Source organism: Streptomyces sp. NPDC001514, assembly GCF_053597075.1.
In genome coordinates this window covers 293,165-315,450 of the sequence record NZ_JBSFHO010000002.1, presented here as the reverse complement: position 1 = coordinate 315,450, position 22,286 = coordinate 293,165, and the positions used below count along the sequence as shown (strand labels likewise).

Genomic DNA, 22,286 nt, shown 5'->3' with positions numbered 1-22,286 from the left:
GGATCGCCCACCGGTGCGAGCGGTGGTACCAGTACTGGGGCCGCATCGAGACGCCGCTCCCACCGGAAGGATCCGGTGGGGCGCCGCCGTATGGGCGTACGTGTACGAAGGCGTACGTGCGTGCGCCTTACGTCAGTGACCGGCCTCGTGGGACGCCGAGGCGGAGTCCGACGGCGTCGCCTGACCCTCGGCCTCACCCTCGCCCGAGTCCGCGGCGTCACCCTCGCCCGAGCCCTCGTGCTCACCCGCGGCCTCGCCCTCGCCGCCGTGCTGGCCCTCCGCAGGTGCGGTCGCGCTGCCGGTCGGGCTCGCCGTGGGCGTGGCCGACGGGGGCTGCGGCACGACGGACGGACCGAAGTCCTTGAAGTAGGTGTCCGCCGGCACCACGAAGGCCTGGATCTTCACGTCGCCCGTCTCGCTGAAGCGGAAGACGACCTCCTGCACATTGCCGCTCTTCCCGGCCTCGCGGCCGTTCTCGATGACGGCCGACGCGTTGCCCTTGCCGCCGATGACGACCGAGCCCAGGGACGGAATGGTGACCGGGCCGCCGCCGGTGGCCGCGCTCAGCTTCACCGTCGCGTTGGTGCCGGGCAGCGTGATGGCGTCGAGCGTCTGCGGCTCCTGGCCGTTGTTGAACAGCGTCGCCGAGACGACCGCCGGGCCCTCCGCGCCCGCTACGGGCTGCGAGATCACCGTCGCGTTCTGGATCTTGATGTCGCCGACCGAGGTGGCGGCGTTGTCCGGCTTCACGCCGAGCGTCTGCGCGTCCATGCCTGCGGAGCAGGCGGAGAGCGAGGCGATCGAGATCACGAGGGCACTGGCGGCGATGGCGCCGCGTCGAAGGCTGCGGCTCACGGCGGCGGCAACTCCTTGGACGTACGGACGGGCTGAGGTGGTACATGGCCTTGCGGGTCTTACAGCGGGCTCAGGTTACCGAGCCCGGGTCGGAGCCCCGCACCCGACCCGCCCCCGACACGGCCCGACCTCACCGGCCGACGCCCCGACGACACTCCCGACGACACCCCGGCCGGATCGGGGCGCGCCCGGCCGATGGGATTTGGTCAGCTGTTCACATAACCCGGGTGATCAATTCCGCAGGCCATCACACATTCCTTACGGAAATCCGCGCCGGATCCCTTGGTGATCAATTCCGGATTCCTTCTCGCCGACCCCTCCGAGCGGGTGACCGCGCCTCGAACGGAGTACGGGAAGTAGACTGCTGTGAACCAGGCAAATCGGGACGTTCGTCCGCATGGGTGCGGGTTGTGGTGCGTGTAACGTGCGCGTTTCTGTGCGCCCGTGCAGCCGCTCCGACCTGCGAATACCCCCTTCCGGAAGCCGTCCGCAGCACGTCCGGGTTGCTGTTGTCAAGCCCCGAGATATGCCCTGACCTGCGAAAACGCCATTCAGAAGAAGCCGTTCTCGTGTTACCCTGGATAGCCACGGAAGGGGTACCTGTCACATGACGTTCAAGGTTGGCGACACCGTGGTCTATCCCCATCACGGGGCCGCGCTGATCGAGGCCATCGAAACTCGCCAGATCAAAGGCGTGGACAAGACCTACTTGGTGCTCAAGGTCGCTCAGGGCGACTTGACGGTTCGTGTGCCGGCGGACAATGCGGATCTCGTTGGCGTGCGAGATGTGGTCGGTCAGGACGGGCTGGACCGGGTCTTCGACGTGCTGCGCGCGCCGTACGCGGAGGAGCCCACGAACTGGTCCCGTCGCTACAAGGCAAATCTCGAGAAGCTCGCCTCCGGCGATGTCATCAAGGTCGCCGAAGTGGTGCGTGACCTGTGGCGCCGCGAGCGTGAGCGCGGTCTCTCCGCAGGTGAGAAGCGCATGCTGGCCAAGGCACGCCAGATTCTGGTGAGTGAACTGGCCCTCGCGGAGAACACGAACGAGGACAAGGCCGAGGCTCTGCTCGACGAGGTCCTCGCGTCCTGACGCCAGGCGTCGGCGCCTTCACGCGCCATGCGTCCACGGTGCAGAACTGAATGCCGCGGTGCCCGCTGACCAGCTAAAGGGTTGTGTCGCCGGGCACTGCGGCATGTCCGCACGATCACATCCCCACGATCACATCCCGGCGTCGGGTCGACTCCCGGCGTCCCCGACCATCCCGACGTCCCCCGTCCCCGAGCTTCCCCGACCTCTTGGCGTGCCGGGCCCGGGCAGCTGGCGCAGCTCGCTCAACCAGGTGTCACGGAAAGAGTCCGGTCAAGGCGTCGCGCCCGGCACGCTGTGGCCATACCCAAATGAGCCGAGGACACAAACCTGGCCAAGGGCAATTCGGTCCTGGCCATGCCAAAGCGGGGCCGTCACCGACCTCCGGAGTGGAACCGATGTCAGAACAGACGCGCACCGGCCGCACCGCCGTGGTGATCCCCGCGGCAGGCCGGGGCGTACGGCTCGGCCCGGGCGCCCCCAAGGCGCTCCGCGCGCTCAACGGCACCCCCATGCTGATCCACGCGGTACGAGCCATGGCGGCCTCCCGGGCCGTCTCGCTCGTCGTCGTGGTCGCCCCGCCCGACGGCGCCCCCGAGGTCAAGAACCTGCTCGACGAGCACGCCCTGCCCGAGCGCACCGACTACCTGGTCGTCCCCGGCGGCGACACCCGCCAGGAGTCCGTGCGCCTCGGCCTCGAAGCGCTCCCCGAGACGGTCGGCACCGTCCTCGTCCACGACGCGGCCCGCCCGCTGGTCCCCGTCGACACCGTCGACGCCGTCGTCGAGGCCGTACGCAACGGAGCACCCGCCGTCGTCCCCGCCCTGCCGCTCGCCGACACCGTCAAGCAGGTCGAGCCGCGCGAGAAGGGCGAACCCGAGCTGGTCGTCGCCACCCCCGAGCGGGCCCGGCTGCGCGCCGTGCAGACCCCGCAGGGCTTCGACCGCGACACGCTCGTACGCGCCCACGAGACGGTCGCCGTGAACGGCGACGGCGCCACCGACGACGCCGGGATGGTCGAGCAGCTCGGCGCGCCCGTCGTGGTCGTACCCGGCCATGAGGAGGCGTTCAAGGTGACCCGCCCGCTGGACCTCGTCCTCGCCGAGGCCGTACTCGCCCGCAGGAGGGCCAACGATGGCTTCTGAAGCATCTGATTTCCGGCTACCGCCGGGTGGCATCCCCCTCGTCGGCATCGGCACCGACGTCCACGCCTTCGAACGGGGCCGTGAGCTGTGGTGCGCGGGCCTGCTCTGGCCCGACGAGGAGTACGGACTCGCCGGCCACTCCGACGGTGACGTCGCCGCCCACGCCGCCTGCGACGCCCTCTTCTCCGCCGCCGACGTCGGCGACCTCGGCGCCCACTTCGGCACCGGCCGCCCCGAGTGGTCCGGCGCCTCCGGAGTCACCCTCCTCGCCGAGGCCGCCAGGATCGTCCGCGCCGAGGGCTTCGAGATCGGCAACATCGCCGTGCAGGTCATCGGCGTACGGCCGAAGATCGGCAAGCGGCGCGACGAGGCCCGGAAGGCACTCAGCGCGGCGGCCGGCGCGCCCGTGTCCGTGTCCGGCACGACGACGGACGGTCTCGGGCTCACCGGCAGGGCCGAAGGGCTGGCAGCGATCGCGACGGCGCTGGTTTTCCGGCCGGGGGTCCGGGGGTTGTCCCCCAGATAGGTACAGTCGCGCGTCCTGACCCGTGCGGCCCCCTGGGTGGGGTAGATGCGGTTGTGGAGTCAACGAATTCCTGCGCACCGAGTGAACGAGTTCAGGAGGACCGCAACCGTGACCGCCCCCCTCAGCGACAAGCTCAAGGAACTGCTCGACACGCCCGTGTTCGTCAACCTCGCCACCATCCAGCCCGACGGAAGCCCCCAGGTGTCTCCCGTCTGGGTGAAGCGTGACGGCGACGACCTGCTGATCTCGACCACCGTCGGGCGGCGCAAGGAGCAGAACATCCGGCGCGACCCCCGGGTGACCGTGCTCGTCCAGCCCTTCGACGAGCCGTACACGTACGGCGAGATCCGCGGCACCGCCACCCTGACCACCGAGGGCGGCCAGGAGCTGATCGACGCGCTGTCCGTGAAGTACACCGGCAAGAGGTACGCGGAGTTCAACCCGGAGTCCGACAAGGACGACCCGCGCGTGGTCGTCCGGGTCACCCCGCGGAAGGTCGTCGGCGCGCTCGCCTGACCGCTCCCCGGCCGCCCGTGGTCACAATCCAGTCCCCGCGCCCCCAAGGGGCGCGGGGCACTGCCGCAGGGCCACTACTCTTGAGTGGTGACTATTCGGCTGTACGACACCAGCGCCCGGCAGATCCGTGACTTCGTCCCGCTCACGCCGGGCTGTGTCTCGATCTACCTGTGTGGCGCGACCGTGCAGTCCGCCCCGCACATCGGGCACATCAGGTCCGGACTCAACTTCGACATCATGCGCCGCTGGTTCGAGTACCGCGGCTACGACGTCACGTTCGTGCGCAACGTGACGGACATCGACGACAAGATCATCGCCAAGTCGGCCGTCCAGAACCGCCCCTGGTGGGAGATCGGCTACGAGAACGAGCGCGCGTTCAACGCGGGCTACGACGCGCTGGGCTGCCTGCCCCCGTCGTACGAGCCGCGCGCCACCGGCCACATCACCGAGATGGTCGAGATGATGCGCGGCCTCATCGAGCGCGGCCACGCCTACGAGGCCGACGGCAACGTCTACTTCGACGTGCGCTCCTTCCCCGGCTACCTGGAGCTGTCCAACCAGGAGCTGGACAACCTGCTCCAGCCCTCCGGCGAGGGCGAGACCGGCAAGCGCGACCCGCGCGACTTCGCCATGTGGAAGGCGGCCAAGCCGGGTGAGCCGTCGTGGGAAACCCCCTGGGGACGGGGGCGTCCGGGCTGGCACCTGGAGTGCTCGGCCATGGCGCACAAGTACCTGGGCTCCGCCTTCGACATCCACGGCGGCGGCATCGACCTGATCTTCCCGCACCACGAGAACGAGATCGCGCAGGCCAAGGCCTTCGGCGACGACTTCGCGTCGTACTGGGTGCACAACGCCTGGGTGACGATCGCCGGCGAGAAGATGGCGAAGTCGCTCGGCAACTCGGTCCTCGTCAGTGAGATGGTCAAGCAGTGGCGGCCCATCGTCCTCCGCTACTACCTGGGCACCCCGCACTACCGCTCGATGATCGAGTACAGCGAGGACGCCCTGCGCGAGGCCGAGTCGGCGTTCGCGCGCATCGAGGGCTTCGTGCAGCGGGTCACCGAAAAGGCAGGAGAGGCGGTGGCCCCCGCCGCCGACGTGCCACCGGCCTTCGCCGAGGCCATGGACGACGACCTGGGCGTCCCGCAGGCCCTCGCGATCGTCCACACCACGGTCCGGCAGGGCAACAGCGCACTGGCCGCCGACGACAAGGAAGCCGCCGTCGCGCGCCTCGCCGAGGTGCGGGCCATGCTCGGCGTCCTCGGCCTGGACCCGCTCGACCCCCACTGGGCGGGCGAGGCGGACCGCGGCGAGGACCTCCACGGCGTCGTCGACACGCTCGTACGGCTCGTGCTGCAGCAGCGCGAGGCGGCGCGGGCCCGCAAGGACTGGGCGACCGCGGACGCGATCCGCGACCAGCTCAACCAGTCCGGCCTCGCCATCGAGGACAGCCCCGACGGCCCCCGCTGGACGCTCGGACCGCGCTGACCGGCAGCGATGTGCCGCCCGGCCGCCCGGGCGGCACACTTTGTCTTAACGACACACGCGATCCGCACGCACCGGGATCGCAGAAGCAGAGGAACAGGAAGGTCATGGCCGGGAACAGCCAGCGCAGGAACCGCCGTACGTCCAACAAGAAGGGCGCGACGGTCGGCAGCGGTGGCAAGCGACGCCGCGGCCTCGAGGGGAAGGGCCCCACGCCGCCTGCCTCCGCCCGCAAGGGCCACGTGAAGAACCGTCTCGCCAATGCCAAGGCCAAGAAGGCCGCGCGGCGCCCCGTCGCCCGGCGCGGCGGCAAGGGCTCGTCCGAGATGGTCGTCGGCCGCAACCCCGTCTTCGAGGCGCTGCGCGACGGCGTGCCCGCGACGACGCTGTACATCCAGCAGTTCATCGACAACGACGAGCGGGTGCGCGAGGCGATCCAGCTCGCCACCGGCCGCGGCAACATCAACATCATGGAGGCGCCGCGCCCCGAGCTGGACCGGATGACGAACGGGCTCAACCACCAGGGGCTCGTCCTCCAGGTCCCGCCGTACGAGTACGCGCACCCGGAGGACCTCGCGGCCGCCGCCTTCGACGACGGCGAGGACCCCCTGATCGTCGCCCTCGACGGCGTCACCGACCCCCGCAACCTCGGCGCGGTCGTCCGCTCCGTCGCGGCCTTCGGCGGCCACGGCGTGGTCGTCCCCGAGCGCCGCGCCGCCGGCATGACCGCCGGCGCCTGGAAGACCTCCGCCGGCACCGCGGCCCGCACCCCGGTGGCCCGCGCCACCAACCTCACCCGCGCCCTGGAGGCCTACCAGAAGGCCGGCATCACCGTCGTCGGCCTCGCCGCCGACGGCGAGGTCGAGGTCGGTGAGCTCGACGCCCTCGACGGCCCCGTCGTCATCGTCGTCGGCAGCGAGGGCAAGGGCCTGTCCCGTCTGGTCGGCGAAACCTGCGACTTCCGCGTCCGCATCCCGATGCCCGGAGGCGCCGAGTCCCTGAACGCGGGCGTCGCGGCGGGCGTGGTCCTGTACGAGGCGGCGCGCCGCAGGGGCTGATCCCGCAGCACGGGGGGTCCCGGGCCGACGGCCCGGGACCCCCGGCGCTCAGGAGGGCGGAAGGCTCAGGACGTCAACCCCGCCAGCCTGGCGCGGGTCAGTACGGCGATGGTGAAGGCGTCGGTCACGCGGCCGTCGGCGATCATCGCGTCGGCTTCCGCCGGCGGGACCGTGCGCGAGCTGCGGATGCCCTCGCCCGTGGCGAGGCTGCCGATGCCGTCGATACGGGCCGCGAAGAGCAGCACGTGGTCGGCGACCATGCCGGTGTCCGGGTGGACCGCGCCGAGGGCGGTCAGTTCGAGGACGTTCGCCCCGATCTCCTCGCTCAGTTCCTTCGCCGCGTTGGCCTCCGCGCCGAGACCGCGCGTGCCGAAGCCGCGCGGCACCTCCCACTGCCAGGAGCGGGTCGCGTGGCGGTAGTGCTCGACGAGCACGACGCCGCCGTCCAGGAGCGGCAGCACCACACAGCCCGGCTCCGTGTTCGGGCTGACCGAGCGGATGTACGTACCCGTACGGCCGTCCGGGAAGCGCACCGGATCGCGCAGGAGCATCACGTACGGATCCGCGTACAGCACACCGCCGGCCGCCGCGACCGCCTCCGGGTCGGAGAGGATCTCGATGCCACCCGGCACGTTCAGGAACAGCTCGGGGCGCTCGGCGCGCAATCGTTCGTAGAGCTCCATCCCGAAACGACCTCCTGAGCGCCGGCTGACTGATGATCAAGCGTCGGGCGACTGCTGGTCGGCCTGCCTCCCGCGGGGCTCGGCGCCGGTTTCGGCGACCCGGCCCCCGTACACCCGCAGAATCGTTCCCCAGTCCTTCTTCAGATTGCCCAACCTGAGCGTCGGCAATGTCACGGAATGGCTGAGTCCGGACCGTCCGCCCTTTCCGCCCCGCTCCCGGAACTCCAGTCGGATCGCCACCGCCCCCGCCGCGGCCGTCGCCAGCTGGATCGAGCCGCCGAGCAGCGAGACCTCCTCACCACCGGTGATCTGGAGACTGATCCCCGCCGCCTCGAGCACCACCGCCGCCACGATCTCCCGCTGGAAACCCTGCTGCGACCTGCTCACCTTCCGCGCCGTACGGAGCATCCGCGCATGCCGCCGCGCGATGTCGGACGTCGCCGAGCCGAACTCCTCCGCCGACGGCAGCCGCCCGTCCCGGAAGCCGCCGCGCACGAACGCGTCCAGCGCGTTCACATAGCCCCGCCACTCCTCCTCCCGGCGCAGCCGAGTGATGTCCGCAAGAGACAGCGAGCCGTACGAATTCGGCCCGTCCACCGCCCGGTGCAGGGAATCCGCGAACAGATCCCGCAGCAGCAGCCCGATCGCCTCCGGATCGTCGTCCCGCGCCCGGTCCTCCAACCGCAGCTCCTCCAGCGTGGAGCGCGGCGGCGAGTCGGGCGGGGTCAGCGCGATCAGCCTGCTCGCCTTGGGGATTCCCAGGTTGTAGAGGAGGTCGATCAGCTGCTTGGCGGGGACGACGTGGTCGCCGTCCCGCAGGATGTTCTCGTACGGCTCCGTCCCCGGCCTGGTCAGGAACTCGCGGTAGACATCGCTCCGGGTGATGTTCCGGTCGACGTCCTGCTCGCCCGCCCAGACGTAGATGTCCTTGAGGATGCCCTCCCGCATCGCCCGGGCCTGCTCGACCGGTATCCCGAGGTTCTTCGCGAGCTGCGGCGCCCGCAGCCGCCGCAGCCCCGAGAGCTCGCGCGAGAAGAAGTTCCCCACCGCGTCCGCCCGCTCGCGGTTCGCCTCGTCGTCCCAGTCGAACCGTACGAACGCCGGATCCGCCTCGTCCGCGAGCAGCCGCTGCCAGTCGCGGTGCACGGCCCTGTCGTATCCCCATGTGTACTCGCCCGCCGGATCGCGCTCGGTCAGCAGATACGGCACGAGCGCACGCTCGTTCAGCAGCCGGACGAACGCCTCCCGCTCGGCCGGCTCCGCCGAGGCGCGGTAATGGGCGCTGAGCGCCTCATTGTTGAGGAAGTACGCGCGGTTCACGACCAGCGTGCCGCTGTTCACCAGCGCGCGGCGCAGCTCGGCCGAGGCGGCCGCCACGGTCTCGGCGCTCGGCCGGGACGGGGCGTCCGCACTCTGGCGCGCGGCGGCGAGACCGGCGGGAAGCCACTGGTTGTCGAGCGCCTGCGCCATCACGGGATAGTCGGTGAGGTCCCCGAAGACGAGCTGACCTGCGCTTCGGACGCCGCTCTCGCCGGTGCCGGTGCCGATACCGCCGCCGTTGCCCCTGCCGTCGGACATGAATCCGCCTTCCCCCTCGGTCAGCCTCGGTCAACTTCCGTGATTCTAGAGGCGATTGATGTGGCGTTACCGGTCGTCGGTTCACCGACTCGGAAGGCTTGGCGGATCTTGACGGGCCTCGGACATTTCGGCGCCGTCAAGGCAGTGTCCTAAACACAGGTCACTCGGTTAGATGAGTGTGGACACCAGAACGCCCCGGCCCGGGTTCGACGAGCAGAGCTTCCTGAGCATGGTCAAGGTGAACTGCGATCCCGCGCAGGTCATCGTGAACCACGCCAGCTTCCGAGTGAAGCTCGGCCCCAGCCAGACCGCGCACCCCGTGCGAGGCATGGCGGACTCCGCCAGGATCCCCGTCGCCGCGGGCGCCGGTGCGGCGGCGCGCCGTCGCGCGCCCGTCGTGTGGAGCGGGCGGTCCGCCCCGGGTGACCCCGGCGCAACCGGTCTGCTGCAGGCCGTGCGGACCACCAACACCGTCGGTACCGTCCCGAAGTACGACGGCGGCGCCACCCAGGTCCTGCCCCGCGTCGACCTGGCCCCCGGACCTTCCGGCCGGTCCGGCCCTTCCGACCCCGACACCGTGCCCACGCCGGTCATCGGACGACAGGGCGGCCCCGGCCCACTGCTGCCGCCCATGCGGCAGGCGGAGGGCGCGTACGACACCTACGACGCATACGAGCCGTACGGTCAAGAGGCCGAGGAAGAGCCGGACTTCGGGCGCGAGCCCGTCTTCGGCCACGGGACCGGCGCCGGCGAGCGCCGCCACGCCGCCGACGCGGGCGTACGGCACGCCTACTACCCCGGGCGCCGTATGAACCTCGGCGTCGTGCTGCTCCCGCTCCGCGTCTTCCTCGGCTTCATCTCCATCTACGCCGGCATGGGCAAGCTCTGCGACCCCGTCTACTTCGACGGCGGCGAACGCGGCTCCATGGTCAAGTGGCTCAACTCGCTGGACCCCTGGGTGCTCGCCGAGCCCCTGCGCGACTTCGCGCTCTCGCACCCCGTCGGCTCCGGCCTCACCGTCGCCTTCCTGCAGGTCGTCGTCGGCGTACTCACCGTCCTCGGCCTCTGGCAGCGGGTTGCGGCCGTCGTCGGCGCGATGCTCTCCGCCGCGCTGATCATGACCGTGAGCTGGCGGACCGTCGCGGTGTACGACGCGCCGGACATCGTCTACCTCGCCGCCTGGTCCCCGCTGATCATCGCGGGCGCCCCGGTCTACTCGGTCGACGGCCGCCTCGCGGGCGAGGCCTGGCGCAAGCTCGGCCCCCGCTCGGAACTGTGGGAGCTGCGGCGCCGGGTGCTGCGGCGCGGCGGGATGCTCGCCGCGGTGGTCGTCGGCCTGACCCTGCTGATCGGCTCGATCCTCGGCGGAGCCGTACGCTCCACCGAGCTCGTCACCGTGCCGGGACCGAACGTCGACCCCACCAACCACCTCCCCGGCTCCCCCCTCCCGCAGGAATCGGGCGAGCGCAGCCCCTCCCGCCAGGCGGAGCAGCGGCCCGAGCCGTCCAAGAGCGAGGCGAACAGCCCCGCTGCGGAGAAGGCCGAACCGTCCGAGACGGTCCGCGAGTCCGGCCGCGTCGGCGAGGCGAGCAGCCCCAGCCAGTCGCAGGGCGCGGGCGGCGGACAGTCCCCGACCCAGTCGCAGCCGGTCCAGCCGCCGTCCAGCGGCTCCGGCCCCTCGTCCACCGGCGGCGGAGCCTCGGGCGGCAGCACGACGGGAGGCGGCAGCACGGGCGGCGGAACCGGCGACGGCGGCTCCGGCGGCAGCAGCGGTGGCAACCGCAACCCGATCGGCGGCCTCCTGGGCTGACCCCACACAAACGGGAAGGGCGGTCACGGCGTCGTACCGACGCGGTGACCGCCCTTCCGGCTGCTCAGTGGGAGTGCGCCGAGAGTTCCCTCGCCGCCTCCGTCAGGTCCTTCGCCGTGTCGATGGCCCGCCAGTACGCCCCCTGCGGCAGCGGGAACCCCGCCAGCGAGCGCTCACGGGCCAGTCGGGGAAACGTCGTGCGCTCGTGGTCACCGCGGTCCGGCAGCAGGTCGGCGAAGGCCGCCGAGAAGACGTACACGCCCGCGTTGATGAGATACGGCGACGGTGGGGACTCGATGAAGTCGAGCACGTGCCCGAACTCGTCGGTCTCCACAGCCCCCCACGGAATACGGGGACGGGCAAGGGCGAGCGTCGCGGTGGCATCCCGCTCCGCGTGGAACTCGGCCATCTCGCGCAGCGAGAAACGCGTCCAGATGTCACCGTTGGTCGCGTACCAGGGCTCATCCGGGTGCGGGAGGCTCTTGGCGGCGTACTTGAGGCCGCCGCCCCGCCCCAGCGGCTCCTCCTCGACCACGGTCGTGACGCGCAGCGGCAGCACGGCGCTGTCCAGCCACTCCTGCAGGACATCGGCGAGATGCCCGCAGGAGACCACGACGTCGGTCACGCCCTCGTCGGCCAGCCAGGCAAGCTGATGGCCGATGATCGGGGTCCCCGTCCCGGGGATCTCGACCATCGGCTTGGGGCGATCGTCGGTGTACGGGCGCAGCCGCGAACCCTGGCCGCCGGCCAGGACCACCGCCTGCGTCGGATACGTATGCATACGGGCACGATAAGCGGTGCCGCGGCACGGGCAGCGAGGCCCGTGGGGAACGGGCCTGGGGAACGCAGCGGTCGAGCGCGGCGGTCGAGCGCGGCGGGGAAGATCGGCGGCGCCGCGGGGAGCGCGGTGCGGAACGTGCTCGGGAACGCTCCGGGGAACGCGGTGCGGAACGGCCTCAGCTGCCCTGCGCCTGCTGGTACACGCCGGCGGCGAACGAGGTGTCGCAGACGGGCCGCGAGTAGGACTGCGCGCGCGTGGGGCCGTAGTACGCCACGGCGGCGCGCCCCAGGGACTTGGCGATCGACATGCAGTGCCTGGCGAGCGACGGGCGCTCCTCGACCTCACGCTGGAGGTGGGTGAGGGCGGTGCCCGGGTCCTTCTCCTGCAGCTCGGCGAGAAGCCTGTCGCGGAGAACCTCGTGCGGCGCACTGGACTTGGCGCGAACCGATACATTCTCCGACGACGCGGTGAGCATCCGGGCCTCGGAGTTGCGCCCTGCCCACGGGACGCTGGTGACCGCGAGAGTTCCGGAGAGCACCAGGACGACGGGCAGGACGAGGGCGAGAGTGCGGCCGATACGGCGGGCTGTGTGGGTCACGCAGGCGAGCGTAGCGCCCGGTAGTGATTTGGCGACATTTAGTCACCCTTGCGAGGGATGGTTCGAGAGGGCTTTTCGAATCAGGCGTTGACGCACAGATTCGAAATGGCCAATATGCCGGGGTATTTGTCGACACGCGAAAACGGCCCTCTCGCCGGAGCGAGAGGGCCGTTCGTTGTCCACGAGCCCGACGACGTCAGTCGCTGAGGCGCTCGCCGGTGGAGGTCGAGAAGACGTGCGTCTCGCCCGGCCGCGGCACGACGTGCAGCTCGGCACCCTTCTCCGGCACGGAACGGCCGTTCACCCGGACCACCAGGTCCTTCTGCTCGCCGCCGACCCCGGCAGTGCCGTACACGTAACCGTCCGCGCCGAGCTCCTCGACGACGTTCACGGTCACGGCCAGACCGGCAGGCGCGTCCGCGCTGCCCTTCGACAGCGACTGGGCGGCCGCGCCGTTCAGCTCGACGACGTCGAAGTGCTCGGGCCGGACGCCGACCGTCACGGTCCGGTCGCCCCTGCTCGCGGCGGCGGCCAGCGCCTCGCGCGACACCGGGACGACGCTGTTGCCGAACCTCACACCACCGTCGGTGATCGGGACCTCCACCAGGTTCATGGCGGGGGAGCCGATGAAGCCCGCGACGAAGAGGTTCGCCGGACGGTCGTACATGTTCCGCGGCGAGTCGATCTGCTGCAGCAGACCGTCCTTCAGCACGGCGACCCGGTCGCCCATCGTCATGGCCTCGACCTGGTCGTGCGTGACGTACACCGTGGTGATGCCGAGACGGCGCTGCAGCGACGCGATCTGCGTACGCGTCGAGACACGGAGCTTCGCGTCGAGGTTCGACAGCGGCTCGTCCATGAGGAACACCTGCGGCTCACGCACGATGGCCCGACCCATCGCCACACGCTGCCGCTGACCACCGGAGAGCGCCTTCGGCTTGCGGTCCAGATACTCGGTCAGGTCGAGGATCTTCGCCGCCTCCTCGACCTTCTGCCGGATGGTGGCCTTGTTGACGCCGGCGATCTTGAGCGCGAAGCCCATGTTGTCGGCGACGGTCATGTGCGGGTACAGCGCGTAGTTCTGGAACACCATGGCGATGTCCCGGTCCTTCGGCGGCAGGTGGGTGACATCGCGGTCACCGATGCGGATGGATCCGCCGTTGACGTCCTCGAGGCCCGCGAGCATGCGCAGGGAGGTGGACTTTCCGCAGCCGGAGGGGCCGACGAGTACGAGGAACTCGCCGTCCTCGATCTGGATGTCGAGCCCGTCGACGGCGGGCTTCGTGGAGCCCGGGTAGATCCGGGTCGCCTTGTCGAACGTGACAGTGGCCATGGTGATGGGTCCCTTCACCGGCAGGAACGTGCCGGACGATCCGAGTAAAGGAAGGATGGGTCTAGTCCACCAGAGTGAACTTCGGGTGACGGTACCTGGCGATTCGGCATCTGTCAGTAAGGCAGAGCACCCCTCTTTTGACCTGCGCCTCGAGGAATGGATCCTGAGAAGCTTCCTGCTTCACCGCCCCCGGCCGACAGCAAGGCGGGAAACCCCCAACCAAGCCGGTCATCGGAACAGCGCGTCAGTGCTCGCAACGAACAGGTGGGCGGAAGGTCACGAATCTCGTGGTCGGTGCAGAGTGCGGCTGTGTAAAGTGAGGGGGCTTTCGCGTGCGGCTTTGAAGTGCGCGATGCCTCCTTAGCTCAGCTGGCCAGAGCAACGCACTTGTAATGCGTAGGTCGTCGGTTCGAATCCGACAGGGGGCTCCACCAAAACTGTGTCCCGGATCACTCTGATCCGGGACACTTGCGTTTTGCGGGGGTATGGCGGGGTGCTCCCAGGGGAGGGGTGCGTCGGATGGCGGGCAGCCCGTGGTGATGCCGGATCCCGCCCGGTACCAGCCGCAGGGTGGGTGGACCCTTGCCGGGCGGGCGCAGGCGCAGCGGGAGGCGCAGGCCGATCAGCGGCGGAGGGCTTCGGCGGGCTGGATCCGGCTGGCCCGCCAGGCGGGGTAGAGCCCGGCGACCAGGCCGGTCGCCAGGCCGATGGCGGGGGCCGCGGCGACCGTGCCCGGGTGGATGACGGGCGTCCATTCGCGGGCGACGGCGACCGCGACCACGGTGATGACGCCGAGGGAGGTGCCGATCAGGCCCCCGAGCCCGCCGAGGGCGCCCGATTCGGCGAGGAACTGGACGCTGATGTGCCGGCTGCGGGCGCCCAGCGCCCGGCGCAGCCCGATCTCGGAGGTGCGTTCCAGGACGGCCACCAGTGTGGTGTTGGCGATACCCACCGCACCGATGATCAGGCAGATTCCGGCCAGCAGGAGGAAGAGCTGATCGAGGTCCGAGGTGACACGGGAGCGCAGGGTCTTCGGCTCGGGCGGAGGGACCGCCTGGAGGTACTCGGGGTGGTCCGGACGGAGGGCGGTCGGTGCCAGCCTGGCGATCTGCTGGGCCGCGCCGATCTCCGTGGAGATCAGCATGGACGCGTTGGAGTCCGTGGGCGGCCCCCAGAGACGTTCCGCGGTGGTGCGCGGGACGACGACGGAGAGCAGCAGGTCTGCCTTGCGTTGGACGTCGTCGACTATGCCGGTGACGGTGAACGGCTCGTCGCCGATGAAGATCGCCGGTCGGGTTTCCAGGGTCGTGATGCCGAGGCGGGCGGCGGTGGCGGAGCTGATGACGGCTACGGGCTGGGCGGTGTCGGACAGGTAGTCGTCATAGATCCGGCCCTGGGACAGCCGGGGCACGGCCGCCTGCAGAACTCCCGGGGACGCGGCGACCACGTCGATCCTCGAGCCTTCGGCGCCGCGGCCGACGGGGGACGAGCGCACCGTGATGTCACCGTCGAGTTGGACCGTCCAGTACACCCCGGCGTGCTCGACCCCGTTGAGCTTCTCGATGCGTTCATCAGCGTCTTCCGGGAAGGCCGGGCCGGCGAACTCGTTGCGCTCCCGTGCGACGTCCCCGACGGTCACCTCCGTCGCCGACAGGACGTTGAACCGGGCGTCGATCTGGGAGGACGTGGTGGCGGTCAGGCCGAGGATGGCGACGAACGTGCCCACACCCAGGACCGTGCCCAGAGCCGTCAGTGCCGATCGGGCCGGCCGCTGGAGCATTCCGGCGAGGGATTCCGACAGCATGTCGGGCCAGGCGAAGCGCGACGGCTCGACGGGGCGCTCCCGGCGGGTCCGGCGGGTCCGGCGAAGGACTCTCGCGAGTCCCCGCACCTTGACGAGTCCGCGAGTCTTCACGTGACCACCTGTTCATGGAGCACGCCGTCTTCATGGAGCACCCCGTCCCGGATCGCCACGGTTCGCGCGCCGCGCGCCGCGGTCTGCGGATCATGGGTGATCACCACCACGGTCATCCCGTCGGCGTGCAATTCGTCGAGGAGCGCCAGGATCGTGTCGGCGTTCTGTGTATCCAGGTTTCCGGTCGGTTCGTCGCACAGCAGCAGCGAGGGCCTGGCCACCAGGGCCCGTGCAATCGCGACGCGTTGGCGCTCGCCACCCGACAGGGTCGTGGGCACGGCGTCCATGCGGTGCTCCAGGCCGACACGGACCAGTGCCTCGTGGGCGCGCTCCCGGCGTTCGGACCGGGGCACGCCGTTGTAGACCATGGCGAGGCTGACGTTCTCGAGGGAGCTGCGGTGCGGCAGGAGATGGAAGGACTGGAAGACGAAGCCGATCCGGCGGCCCCGAAGGCTCGTGCGGTCGGCGTCGCCCAGGGTCCCGGTGTCGACGTCGTCGAGCAGATACGTTCCGGTCGTCGGTACGTCCAGCAGTCCCACGATGTTCAGGAACGTGGACTTGCCGGATCCGGAAGGGCCCACCACGGTGACGAACTCACCGCGACGGATGAGGAGATCACACGGTCTCAGGGCCTCCACCGGCGGTGGCCCCGGGTACACCAGGCCCACCTGCCTCAGCTCGATCACCGGCGGGGCGGCTGCGTCCTGAACGCCGGTCGACCCGGTGGCCAGCGGCGCGGTCACCGCGCGGTCCGCAGATCGACGCCCGTCACGACGGTGTCACCCTCGCTCAGCGCGCCGGAACCCACCGGGACGATTTCCACGTAGCCGTCCCCTGTGGTCCCTGGCCGCACCTCCACCCGCCGGGTCCCGCCGCCCGCGGTGACCACGGTGACGGTGCTCTTGCCATCGGCTCCCGCCGAAATCGCGGTGATGGGCACGACGAGTGCCTTGCCGTCCGTCGATGCCGCCTCGATCGTCAAGCGGACGTCCTGGCCTGCGAGTTTCGCGTCCAAGGGTTGGTCCGGCCGGACCACGAGGGCGTAACCCGGCCGGCCGGTGGCGCTGCCCTCATCGCCGGCGTCCTGGCTGCGGGCCCGGTCGCGGCCGGTGTCCATGCTCTCGGCGACCGACTGCACCTTTGCCGTGGCGGTGACGCCACTGAGCTCCGAGAGGATCTGCACCTTCTGGCCGGCTCGTACCATGCCCTTCTGATGCTGCTGGAGCAGGCCTTCCACCACGAGGGCACCGGCGGAGACCGTCATGACGGGACCTGACACGGGTGAGCCGACGCCGCCCGAGACACTGTCCACACGCGCCGGAAAGCCCTTCAGGAACACGACTTCTCCGGCCGGCAGCATCGGGCCGTCGGCGGCCTGTGCCGCAGCGAGGGATTCCTGGGCCTCGGCCAGGTCCTCCTCCGCCCGGTCAACAGCCTTGCGGAGATCACTGCCCGTGGTCCCGGCCTTTGTCCCTTCACCGTCCGTCCCTTCACCGTCCGACCCGGCGGTGGATGACCCGGCGGTGGTTGCCCCGGCTGTGGATGACCCGGCGGTGGTTGCCCCGGCGGCGGCCGGCCCCTGGTCGTGCGCGGCGCCTTCCCGCAGCGCATCGCGGGCGTCCTCCAGTGCCCTTCGGGCTCCCGTCACGGACTCCTGCGCCGCCTTGACCGCGGCACCGCCGTCGGCCTGGGCCGGCAGGGGGTCGTAACCGATCGATGCGTAGAAGGCGTTGAGCGCCGTCTTCGTGCCGGTGCCGAAGCTTCCCGCCGGGTCGGATCCCGTGCCGTGCCCCAGCTTCCGGAGCGCCTGCTGCAGCTGGGCGACGTCGTCGCCCTCTGCCCCCGGCTTGAGGTCCCGGTACACCGGCAGCCCGCCTTCCAGTACGAACACGGGCCGTCCCGACACCTCCAGCAGGACGTTGCCCGCGGAGACCACGTCCCTGGAGCCGACGGCGAGCTTGGTCACCACAGGTGTACCGGCTCCCTCGCCGCCACTGACCGTGGGGGTGATCGCAACGGTCTGGCCGGCCGTCACCGTGCCGCGAAGGATCACGGTCTCCTGCAGCACACGGTTCTCCACCACGGCTGTCAGCACATCCGCGGGCGGTGGCCCGGCCTCGGCGGCGGCCTGCGCCGGTGACTTGATCACCATTGAGGCGGCCACGCCCGCCACCGCCGCAAGGGCCGCGCCCACGGTCATCGCGGCCACCCACCTTCGTCGCCGCGACAAACTGCTCCGGACCGCTCCGGCCTCGTCGGCCGGCCCGGAGACCGTGAGTTCAGGGGGCACGATGTACTCCTCGTCGAATGCGGTCCCTCGGACTGCCGGCGGGTTCGGCATTCGCGTCAGCTGCGGCCGAGGGCGTCCGCGGCATTGCGAAGCCGCGTTTCGTTGGTCTTCTTCGCCGCTTCGAGACCCTCCGCGTTCGCCTCCAGGGTGCGCTGCTGGTAGGCCGTTTCGACCGCCAGCCACACTCCGGCGAGATTGGTCTTGATCTTGCACTTGGCATCCGCCGTGGCGACCGCTCGCTCACGGTCCGTGGCCGTTGCGGACTTTCCCCACTCGGGATCGTTGTTCGCATCCCAGGGGCCCGCGTAGGAGTAGCCGGCTTCGTCCATGCAGTCGCTCCACTTGGCGAAGACCGCGCGGACCTGCGGATCCTTCTCGGCCCTGGCCGCGTCCTCCATGACGAGCTGTTCGATGAATTCGTCGGGTCCGGTCGCGGCCTTGTCCGCCTTCTGCTGGCCGTTGAGCTTCGCCTTCTCGGCGACGACACATGCGCCCGCGGCCTGCTGTGCGGCCTGGGAGTCGTCCTGCCCGGTCTCGTTCCCCTTGGCGCCCGTTCCGGTGGAGGCAGCCCCGTGATAGCCGGTCAGGCTGCCTTCCTCGGGGTCGAGAAGGCCGTACCGCCGGGCATTGCGAGTGCCGTCGCGCATCGGAGGGCGCTGAGGAGGGGCCCAGGTGAAGCCCTGCTTCGTCATGCAGTCGGCCACGAGGACGTCGAGTGCCTCCTCGATCTTCCGGGACTCCTGCCGGCTCAGCTGATAGGCGTCCAGGGGGAACGTCAGTTGCTCGGCGCTGGAGACGACGCTCACCTTGCCGATCGCTATCGGCTCACCGGCAGCACCCTGGCTCCCGTCTCCGCCCAGGGCCGCTGAGGTGCATCCGGTCAGGAGGACCGCGGCCGAAGCGAACATGCCCACAGGTACGGGCAACGGGAATCGGGAACTACGGCGTTCTGCGTCGGCCACGATGATGACTTCCGTTCAGGGTTTCGCTGACGAGTGGGAACCCGTTCCCGTCCTGACCGGGGGCCAGGACGGGAACGGGTGGGGATGGATCAGCTCTCAGAAGTCACACTGGGCATAGCCCTGAACACCGCCGTCGTTCCAGCAGTGGGAGCTGTACTGGTCGTTGTGGGGGACCGTGTAAGCGCGCCCGTAGACGCCGAGCGTGTACCAGTTTCCGCCGTAGTAGGAGTTGGTGAAGAAGCGCACCTTCCAGTTGGTGTCCCAACTGTCGAGCGAAGAAGCCCGGTCATTGGTGCTCTCCTCGGGGAGAGACACCGTCCACGTGTTGTTGGCGTAGTTGGGATCGGCGTACTGGTGGTCGATCCAGGGGCCGCCAAGGTTCGTATCCTTGTAGATGCAGACTTCCTTGGCCTGGCATATCGAGTCGAACTGGGCCGCGTTCGCCGGACCCGTACCGGAGAAGACCATCGCTGCGGCGGCCGCACCGATGGCCGCTGTGCGCAGAGCGCGCGAGACTGCCGTGTTCATATCCCACACCTTTCGTCGAAATCGTCTGTCGAGATGACAGCCCGATGCATGTGGGGGGATTTGATGGAACGTCAAGAAAGCGCGCACTGGCTGGAATCCGCCTGTTGGTGGCCGCCCCTTGGCTCGCCTGCCGACGAGCTGCGCCGGATACTAGGGCCGCGAACGATCTTTGGGCAAGGGATCTTCTGTGCGACTTCGACGCCGTGTGAGCTGGAGTTATCCGCGTGGCGCGGCCGCGCTGGCCCGGTGACGACGAGTGCGGCGGAGGCGGCTGGAGGCGGGTGCGTCCAGCGCTGTTTGCGGCAGCATCGAGCCGTATGGCTGGCCGAAACGGTGGGGCCGGGTTGGCGGAAGGTGTCGTTCCGCCTTTGCCTCGTCCGGCTTGGCATTCGCACAGCCGTCAGTACGGCATCGCCAGGCGCCGGCGCATGGCCGCGATCCCCGGCCGCAGGGTGCGCCGGCGCGCATGGAGGGGCCGGGCCCCGAGCATGTCGATCGGTTCAGTGGCGGCCCGAGATCTTGTCCGCGAGGGTGGCGATGCGGTCCGTTTCGGCGCTGTGGGCCGCGAGTTCGCGGCGGTCGGCGGCCCGGTAGGCGGCGTAGAGGGTGTGGACGCCGAGCCAGCGGAAGGGCTCGGGTTCCCACTTGCGGACCTTGTGGTTGACCCAGGGGAGGGTCGTGAGGTCGGTGGGGCCGGACTGGCCGGAGTCCTGCTGGATGAGGTCGCGCAGGGTGCGGGCGGCGAGGTTGGTGGTGGCGACGCCGGAGCCGACGTAGCCGCCGGCCCAGCCGAGGCCGGTGGAGCGGTCGAGGGTGACGGTGGCGCACCAGTCGCGGGGGACGCCGAGGACGCCGGACCAGGCGTGTTCGACGCCGACTCCTGCGAGCTGGGGGAAGAAGCGGGTGAGGACGGCGCGGAGGGCGTCGATGGTGGCGGGCTGGGTGCTTCCGTCGTTGTCGGTGCGGGAGCCGTAGCGGTAGGGGACGCCGCGGCCGCCGATGGCGATGCGGTTGTCGGCGGTGCGCTGGGCGTACATGTAGGCGTGGGCCATGTCGCCGAGGGTTTCGCGGCCCTCCCAGCCGATCGTGTCCCATACGTCCGCGGGGAGCGGCTCGGTGACGATCATGGAGGAGTTCATGGGGAGCCAGGTGCGGCGCTGGTGTGCGAGGGATGCGGTGAATCCCTCCGTGCAGCGGAGGATGTAGGGGGCGCGGACCGTGCCGTACGGCGTGACCGCGTGCTTGGGCTTGATCTCGGTGACGGGCGTCGACTCGTGGATCGTCACGCCGAGTGCCTCGACGGCCGCCGCGAGGCCCTTGACCAGCTTGACGGGGTGGAGGCGGGCGCCGTGCGGGGTCCAGGTGGAGCCGACGGCTCCGGCGACGCGGATGCGGTTGGCGGTGTCGCGGGCGCCGTAGAGTTCTCGGTCCTTCTCGCCGAAGGCGATTTCGACGGTGTGGAAGTTCTTGAGCCGGGTGAGCTGGGCCGGGGTGTAGGCGACTTCGAGGACGCCGCCCTGGTGGATGTCGGCGTCGATGTGTTCTTCGGCGGCGACGCGGATGACCTCGGCGACGGTGTCGTTCATGGCCTGCTGGAGGCGTACGGCGGCGTCGTGGCCGTGCAGTTGGGCGTAGCGGTCGCGGCCGGCGATGCCGTTGTAGAGCCAGCCGCCGTTGCGTCCGGAGGCGCCGTATCCGCAGAACCTGGCTTCGAGGACCGTGATGTTGAGGAAGGGGACGGCTTTCTTGAGGTAGTACGCCGTCCACAGTCCGGTGTATCCGCCGCCGACGATGCATACGTCGGCGGACGCGTCACCGGGCAGGGGCTCTCGGGGGGCCGGGATGCCGTCGTCCGCGTACCAGTAGGAGATGCCGCCGTTGATCGTGCTGGTCATGGGGGTGTTCGTACACCGGCGGTTGTCGAGCTGTCCAGGGCGGGGCCGGATCGTACGATCCGGGGATGGTCGAGATCCCGGACGAGCTGGTCGCGACCGGGACGGGCTCGACGAGGAGCATGTGGCCGTCGCCCGGAAACTGCTGGCGCGCTGAGCCGTTCTGCGTGCAGGGTGCATCCATGATTCGTACTGCCACACCTGCCGATGTCCCCGTGATCCACGCGATGATCCGCGAGCTCGCCGAGTACGAGAAGGCCCTGCATGAGGCGAACGCCACCGAGGAACAGCTGCGTGAGGCGCTGTTCGGGGAGCGGCCGGCGGCCTTCGCGCACATCGCGGAGACGGAGGACGGTGAGGTCGCCGGGTTCGCGCTGTGGTTCCTGAACTTCTCGACGTGGCGCGGGGTGCACGGGATCTATCTGGAGGATCTGTACGTACGGCCGGAGCTGCGCGGCGGCGGGTACGGCAAGGCGCTGCTGACGGAGCTGGCGCGGATCTGTGTGGAGCGCGGTTACGAGCGCCTCGAATGGTCCGTCCTGGACTGGAACACTCCCTCGATCGCCTTCTACGAGGCGCTGGGCGCGCGGCCGCAGGACGAGTGGACGGTGTACCGGCTGACCGACGGGGCGCTGGCGGCGCTGGGCGGCGGGACTGCGACGGGCGGGGCCGCGCTGGGCGGAGCCGTCTCCGGGTGCGGGGCGGGCGGGGCTGTGTGACCCTGGCCGCGGAAGCGGGGGCCGGGGGCGCTGACGAGGGAGATGGTCATGGACCAGCTCGGAGACAAGCCCGAGAGCATCCGCAGGCGGCTGGAGGAGGAGAAGCGGCACGCCCGGAAGGAGGAGCGGGAGTCCTCCGACCGGGGTGCCGAGTCGCGGGAGGCGGCGGCGTCCGGCGACGAGCTGGACGCGGATGAGGCGCTCGGCGATTTGGGTGACGTGTACCGGGACGAGCTGTACAGGGGTGGTCCGAGCAGCGCTTAGCGTCCGGGCAGCACCTGGACGACGCCGGGGCGGCAAGGGCTGCCGGGCGCTGGACGTCGGGGCACCGGGAACGCCGCGGATGCCGGGAGAGCCGGGAACGCCTGGGCGCCGGGGCTGCTAGGCCCTGTCCGGTCGATCAGGCCGGATCAGTGAGCGGGGTCTGGTGCCGTACATCGCAAGGCGGAGGTGGGGGTCCCCCCGCCGAAGGCAGGGGGAGAAATCGACGCGGAGCGTCGGTGACCGACGACAACGCAGCGAGGT

The 22,286-nt window shown here is 70.3% G+C and carries 21 protein-coding genes and 1 tRNA gene; 10 read left to right on the top strand and 12 right to left on the bottom strand.

Annotated features, from left to right (window positions below):
- Positions 1–132 precede the first annotated feature (132 nt).
- A complete protein-coding gene (locus ACWCXB_RS04130) occupies positions 133–855 on the bottom strand; it encodes a DUF461 domain-containing protein (protein ID WP_450718764.1) in 723 nt (240 codons plus the stop codon).
- A 607-nt stretch (positions 856–1,462) separates the two neighbouring features.
- On the opposite strand from ACWCXB_RS04130, the gene ACWCXB_RS04125 reads away from it, so the two are divergent.
- The 6 genes from ACWCXB_RS04125 to rlmB all read left to right on the top strand — a co-directional run bounded on the left by ACWCXB_RS04125 (position 1,463) and on the right by rlmB (position 6,672).
- Positions 1,463–1,945, top strand: a complete 483-nt coding sequence (locus ACWCXB_RS04125; RefSeq protein ID WP_017945956.1) for a CarD family transcriptional regulator — start codon at positions 1,463–1,465, stop codon at positions 1,943–1,945.
- 395 nt (positions 1,946–2,340) lie between these two features.
- Complete coding sequence (gene ispD, locus ACWCXB_RS04120) at positions 2,341–3,087, top strand: 2-C-methyl-D-erythritol 4-phosphate cytidylyltransferase (RefSeq protein WP_450718762.1); 747 nt, start codon at positions 2,341–2,343, stop codon at positions 3,085–3,087.
- Positions 3,077–3,613 (top strand): 2-C-methyl-D-erythritol 2,4-cyclodiphosphate synthase, encoded by a 537-nt coding sequence (gene ispF, locus ACWCXB_RS04115; protein WP_450718760.1) that lies wholly within the window; start codon positions 3,077–3,079, stop codon positions 3,611–3,613. The genes ispD and ispF overlap by 11 nt, the downstream gene beginning before the upstream one ends.
- A 108-nt stretch (positions 3,614–3,721) precedes the next feature.
- On the top strand, positions 3,722–4,129 hold the full coding sequence (locus tag ACWCXB_RS04110) for a PPOX class F420-dependent oxidoreductase (RefSeq protein ID WP_450718758.1): 408 nt from the start codon (positions 3,722–3,724) through the stop codon (positions 4,127–4,129).
- An 87-nt stretch (positions 4,130–4,216) separates the two neighbouring features.
- Positions 4,217–5,617 (top strand): cysteine--tRNA ligase, encoded by a 1,401-nt coding sequence (cysS, locus tag ACWCXB_RS04105; protein ID WP_450718756.1) that lies wholly within the window; start codon positions 4,217–4,219, stop codon positions 5,615–5,617.
- Between the two features lie 104 nt (positions 5,618–5,721).
- The gene (gene rlmB / locus ACWCXB_RS04100) at positions 5,722–6,672 is read left to right on the top strand and encodes a 23S rRNA (guanosine(2251)-2'-O)-methyltransferase RlmB (protein WP_450718753.1); all 951 of its coding nucleotides are present in this window, start codon (positions 5,722–5,724) and stop codon (positions 6,670–6,672) included.
- Between the two features lie 65 nt (positions 6,673–6,737).
- On the opposite strand, the gene ACWCXB_RS04095 is transcribed toward rlmB, so the two are convergent.
- Complete coding sequence (locus ACWCXB_RS04095; RefSeq protein WP_450718751.1) at positions 6,738–7,355, bottom strand: NUDIX hydrolase; 618 nt, start codon at positions 7,353–7,355, stop codon at positions 6,738–6,740.
- Between the two features lie 36 nt (positions 7,356–7,391).
- Complete coding sequence (locus ACWCXB_RS04090) at positions 7,392–8,933, bottom strand: hypothetical protein (RefSeq protein ID WP_450718749.1); 1,542 nt, start codon at positions 8,931–8,933, stop codon at positions 7,392–7,394.
- 172 nt (positions 8,934–9,105) lie between these two features.
- Here ACWCXB_RS04090 and ACWCXB_RS04085 point away from each other — a divergent pair, with 172 nt between their 5' ends.
- Positions 9,106–10,743: a DoxX family membrane protein gene (locus ACWCXB_RS04085; RefSeq protein WP_450718747.1), complete on the top strand. Its 1,638-nt coding sequence runs from the start codon at positions 9,106–9,108 to the stop codon at positions 10,741–10,743.
- 64 nt (positions 10,744–10,807) lie between these two features.
- Here the strand turns inward: ACWCXB_RS04085 and ACWCXB_RS04080 are convergent, their stop codons facing one another.
- The 3 genes from ACWCXB_RS04080 to ACWCXB_RS04070 all read right to left on the bottom strand — a co-directional run bounded on the left by ACWCXB_RS04080 (position 10,808) and on the right by ACWCXB_RS04070 (position 13,455).
- Positions 10,808–11,524, bottom strand: a complete 717-nt coding sequence (locus ACWCXB_RS04080) for a nucleotidyltransferase family protein (RefSeq protein ID WP_450718745.1) — start codon at positions 11,522–11,524, stop codon at positions 10,808–10,810.
- A gap of 175 nt (positions 11,525–11,699) precedes the next feature.
- Complete coding sequence (locus tag ACWCXB_RS04075) at positions 11,700–12,122, bottom strand: hypothetical protein (protein WP_450718743.1); 423 nt, start codon at positions 12,120–12,122, stop codon at positions 11,700–11,702.
- A gap of 196 nt (positions 12,123–12,318) precedes the next feature.
- Entirely contained in the window at positions 12,319–13,455 is a 1,137-nt protein-coding gene (locus ACWCXB_RS04070) for an ABC transporter ATP-binding protein (RefSeq protein ID WP_450718741.1), read from the bottom strand.
- Between the two features lie 354 nt (positions 13,456–13,809).
- Here ACWCXB_RS04070 and ACWCXB_RS04065 point away from each other — a divergent pair.
- A tRNA-Thr gene (locus ACWCXB_RS04065) sits at positions 13,810–13,886 on the top strand.
- A 191-nt stretch (positions 13,887–14,077) separates the two neighbouring features.
- On the opposite strand, the gene ACWCXB_RS04060 is transcribed toward ACWCXB_RS04065, so the two are convergent.
- The 6 genes from ACWCXB_RS04060 to ACWCXB_RS04035 all read right to left on the bottom strand — a co-directional run bounded on the left by ACWCXB_RS04060 (position 14,078) and on the right by ACWCXB_RS04035 (position 21,045).
- Positions 14,078–15,259 carry an ABC transporter permease gene (locus ACWCXB_RS04060; protein ID WP_450718959.1) on the bottom strand — a complete coding sequence of 394 codons (1,182 nt, stop codon included), beginning with the start codon at positions 15,257–15,259 and terminating at the stop codon, positions 14,078–14,080.
- Positions 15,260–15,366: 107 nt separating this feature from the next.
- A complete protein-coding gene (locus ACWCXB_RS04055; protein WP_450718739.1) occupies positions 15,367–16,113 on the bottom strand; it encodes an ABC transporter ATP-binding protein in 747 nt (248 codons plus the stop codon).
- Positions 16,110–17,660 (bottom strand): peptidoglycan-binding protein, encoded by a 1,551-nt coding sequence (locus tag ACWCXB_RS04050; protein WP_450718737.1) that lies wholly within the window; start codon positions 17,658–17,660, stop codon positions 16,110–16,112. The genes ACWCXB_RS04055 and ACWCXB_RS04050 overlap by 4 nt, the downstream gene beginning before the upstream one ends.
- Positions 17,661–17,716: 56 nt before the next feature.
- Positions 17,717–18,568 carry a hypothetical protein gene (locus ACWCXB_RS04045; RefSeq protein WP_450718735.1) on the bottom strand — a complete coding sequence of 284 codons (852 nt, stop codon included), beginning with the start codon at positions 18,566–18,568 and terminating at the stop codon, positions 17,717–17,719.
- Positions 18,569–18,718: 150 nt separating this feature from the next.
- A complete protein-coding gene (locus ACWCXB_RS04040; protein ID WP_450718733.1) occupies positions 18,719–19,150 on the bottom strand; it encodes a peptidase inhibitor family I36 protein in 432 nt (143 codons plus the stop codon).
- 500 nt (positions 19,151–19,650) lie between these two features.
- Positions 19,651–21,045 (bottom strand): NAD(P)/FAD-dependent oxidoreductase, encoded by a 1,395-nt coding sequence (locus tag ACWCXB_RS04035; RefSeq protein WP_450718731.1) that lies wholly within the window; start codon positions 21,043–21,045, stop codon positions 19,651–19,653.
- A gap of 179 nt (positions 21,046–21,224) precedes the next feature.
- Here ACWCXB_RS04035 and ACWCXB_RS04030 point away from each other — a divergent pair, with 179 nt between their 5' ends.
- Both ACWCXB_RS04030 and ACWCXB_RS04025 read left to right on the top strand, forming a co-directional pair.
- Complete coding sequence (locus ACWCXB_RS04030; protein ID WP_450718729.1) at positions 21,225–21,761, top strand: N-acetyltransferase family protein; 537 nt, start codon at positions 21,225–21,227, stop codon at positions 21,759–21,761.
- A 48-nt stretch (positions 21,762–21,809) separates the two neighbouring features.
- The gene (locus tag ACWCXB_RS04025; RefSeq protein WP_450718727.1) at positions 21,810–22,025 is read left to right on the top strand and encodes a hypothetical protein; all 216 of its coding nucleotides are present in this window, start codon (positions 21,810–21,812) and stop codon (positions 22,023–22,025) included.
- The last annotated feature ends 261 nt before the right edge of the window (positions 22,026–22,286 follow it).

Coding starts and splice junctions, on each gene's coding strand:
- ACWCXB_RS04030 (WP_450718729.1), top strand. CDS start 21,225: ATGATTCGTACTGCCACACCTGCCGATGTCCCCGTGATCCACGCGATG.
- ACWCXB_RS04035 (WP_450718731.1), bottom strand. CDS start 21,045: ATGACCAGCACGATCAACGGCGGCATCTCCTACTGGTACGCGGACGAC.
- ACWCXB_RS04070 (WP_450718741.1), bottom strand. CDS start 13,455: ATGGCCACTGTCACGTTCGACAAGGCGACCCGGATCTACCCGGGCTCC.
- ispF (WP_450718760.1), top strand. CDS start 3,077: ATGGCTTCTGAAGCATCTGATTTCCGGCTACCGCCGGGTGGCATCCCC.
- ACWCXB_RS04090 (WP_450718749.1), bottom strand. CDS start 8,933: ATGTCCGACGGCAGGGGCAACGGCGGCGGTATCGGCACCGGCACCGGC.
- ACWCXB_RS04095 (WP_450718751.1), bottom strand. CDS start 7,355: ATGGAGCTCTACGAACGATTGCGCGCCGAGCGCCCCGAGCTGTTCCTG.
- ACWCXB_RS04040 (WP_450718733.1), bottom strand. CDS start 19,150: ATGAACACGGCAGTCTCGCGCGCTCTGCGCACAGCGGCCATCGGTGCG.
- ACWCXB_RS04025 (WP_450718727.1), top strand. CDS start 21,810: ATGGACCAGCTCGGAGACAAGCCCGAGAGCATCCGCAGGCGGCTGGAG.
- ACWCXB_RS04085 (WP_450718747.1), top strand. CDS start 9,106: ATGAGTGTGGACACCAGAACGCCCCGGCCCGGGTTCGACGAGCAGAGC.
- ACWCXB_RS04125 (WP_017945956.1), top strand. CDS start 1,463: ATGACGTTCAAGGTTGGCGACACCGTGGTCTATCCCCATCACGGGGCC.
- rlmB (WP_450718753.1), top strand. CDS start 5,722: ATGGCCGGGAACAGCCAGCGCAGGAACCGCCGTACGTCCAACAAGAAG.
- ACWCXB_RS04045 (WP_450718735.1), bottom strand. CDS start 18,568: ATGTTCGCTTCGGCCGCGGTCCTCCTGACCGGATGCACCTCAGCGGCC.
- ACWCXB_RS04060 (WP_450718959.1), bottom strand. CDS start 15,259: ATGCTGTCGGAATCCCTCGCCGGAATGCTCCAGCGGCCGGCCCGATCG.
- ACWCXB_RS04080 (WP_450718745.1), bottom strand. CDS start 11,524: ATGCATACGTATCCGACGCAGGCGGTGGTCCTGGCCGGCGGCCAGGGT.
- ispD (WP_450718762.1), top strand. CDS start 2,341: ATGTCAGAACAGACGCGCACCGGCCGCACCGCCGTGGTGATCCCCGCG.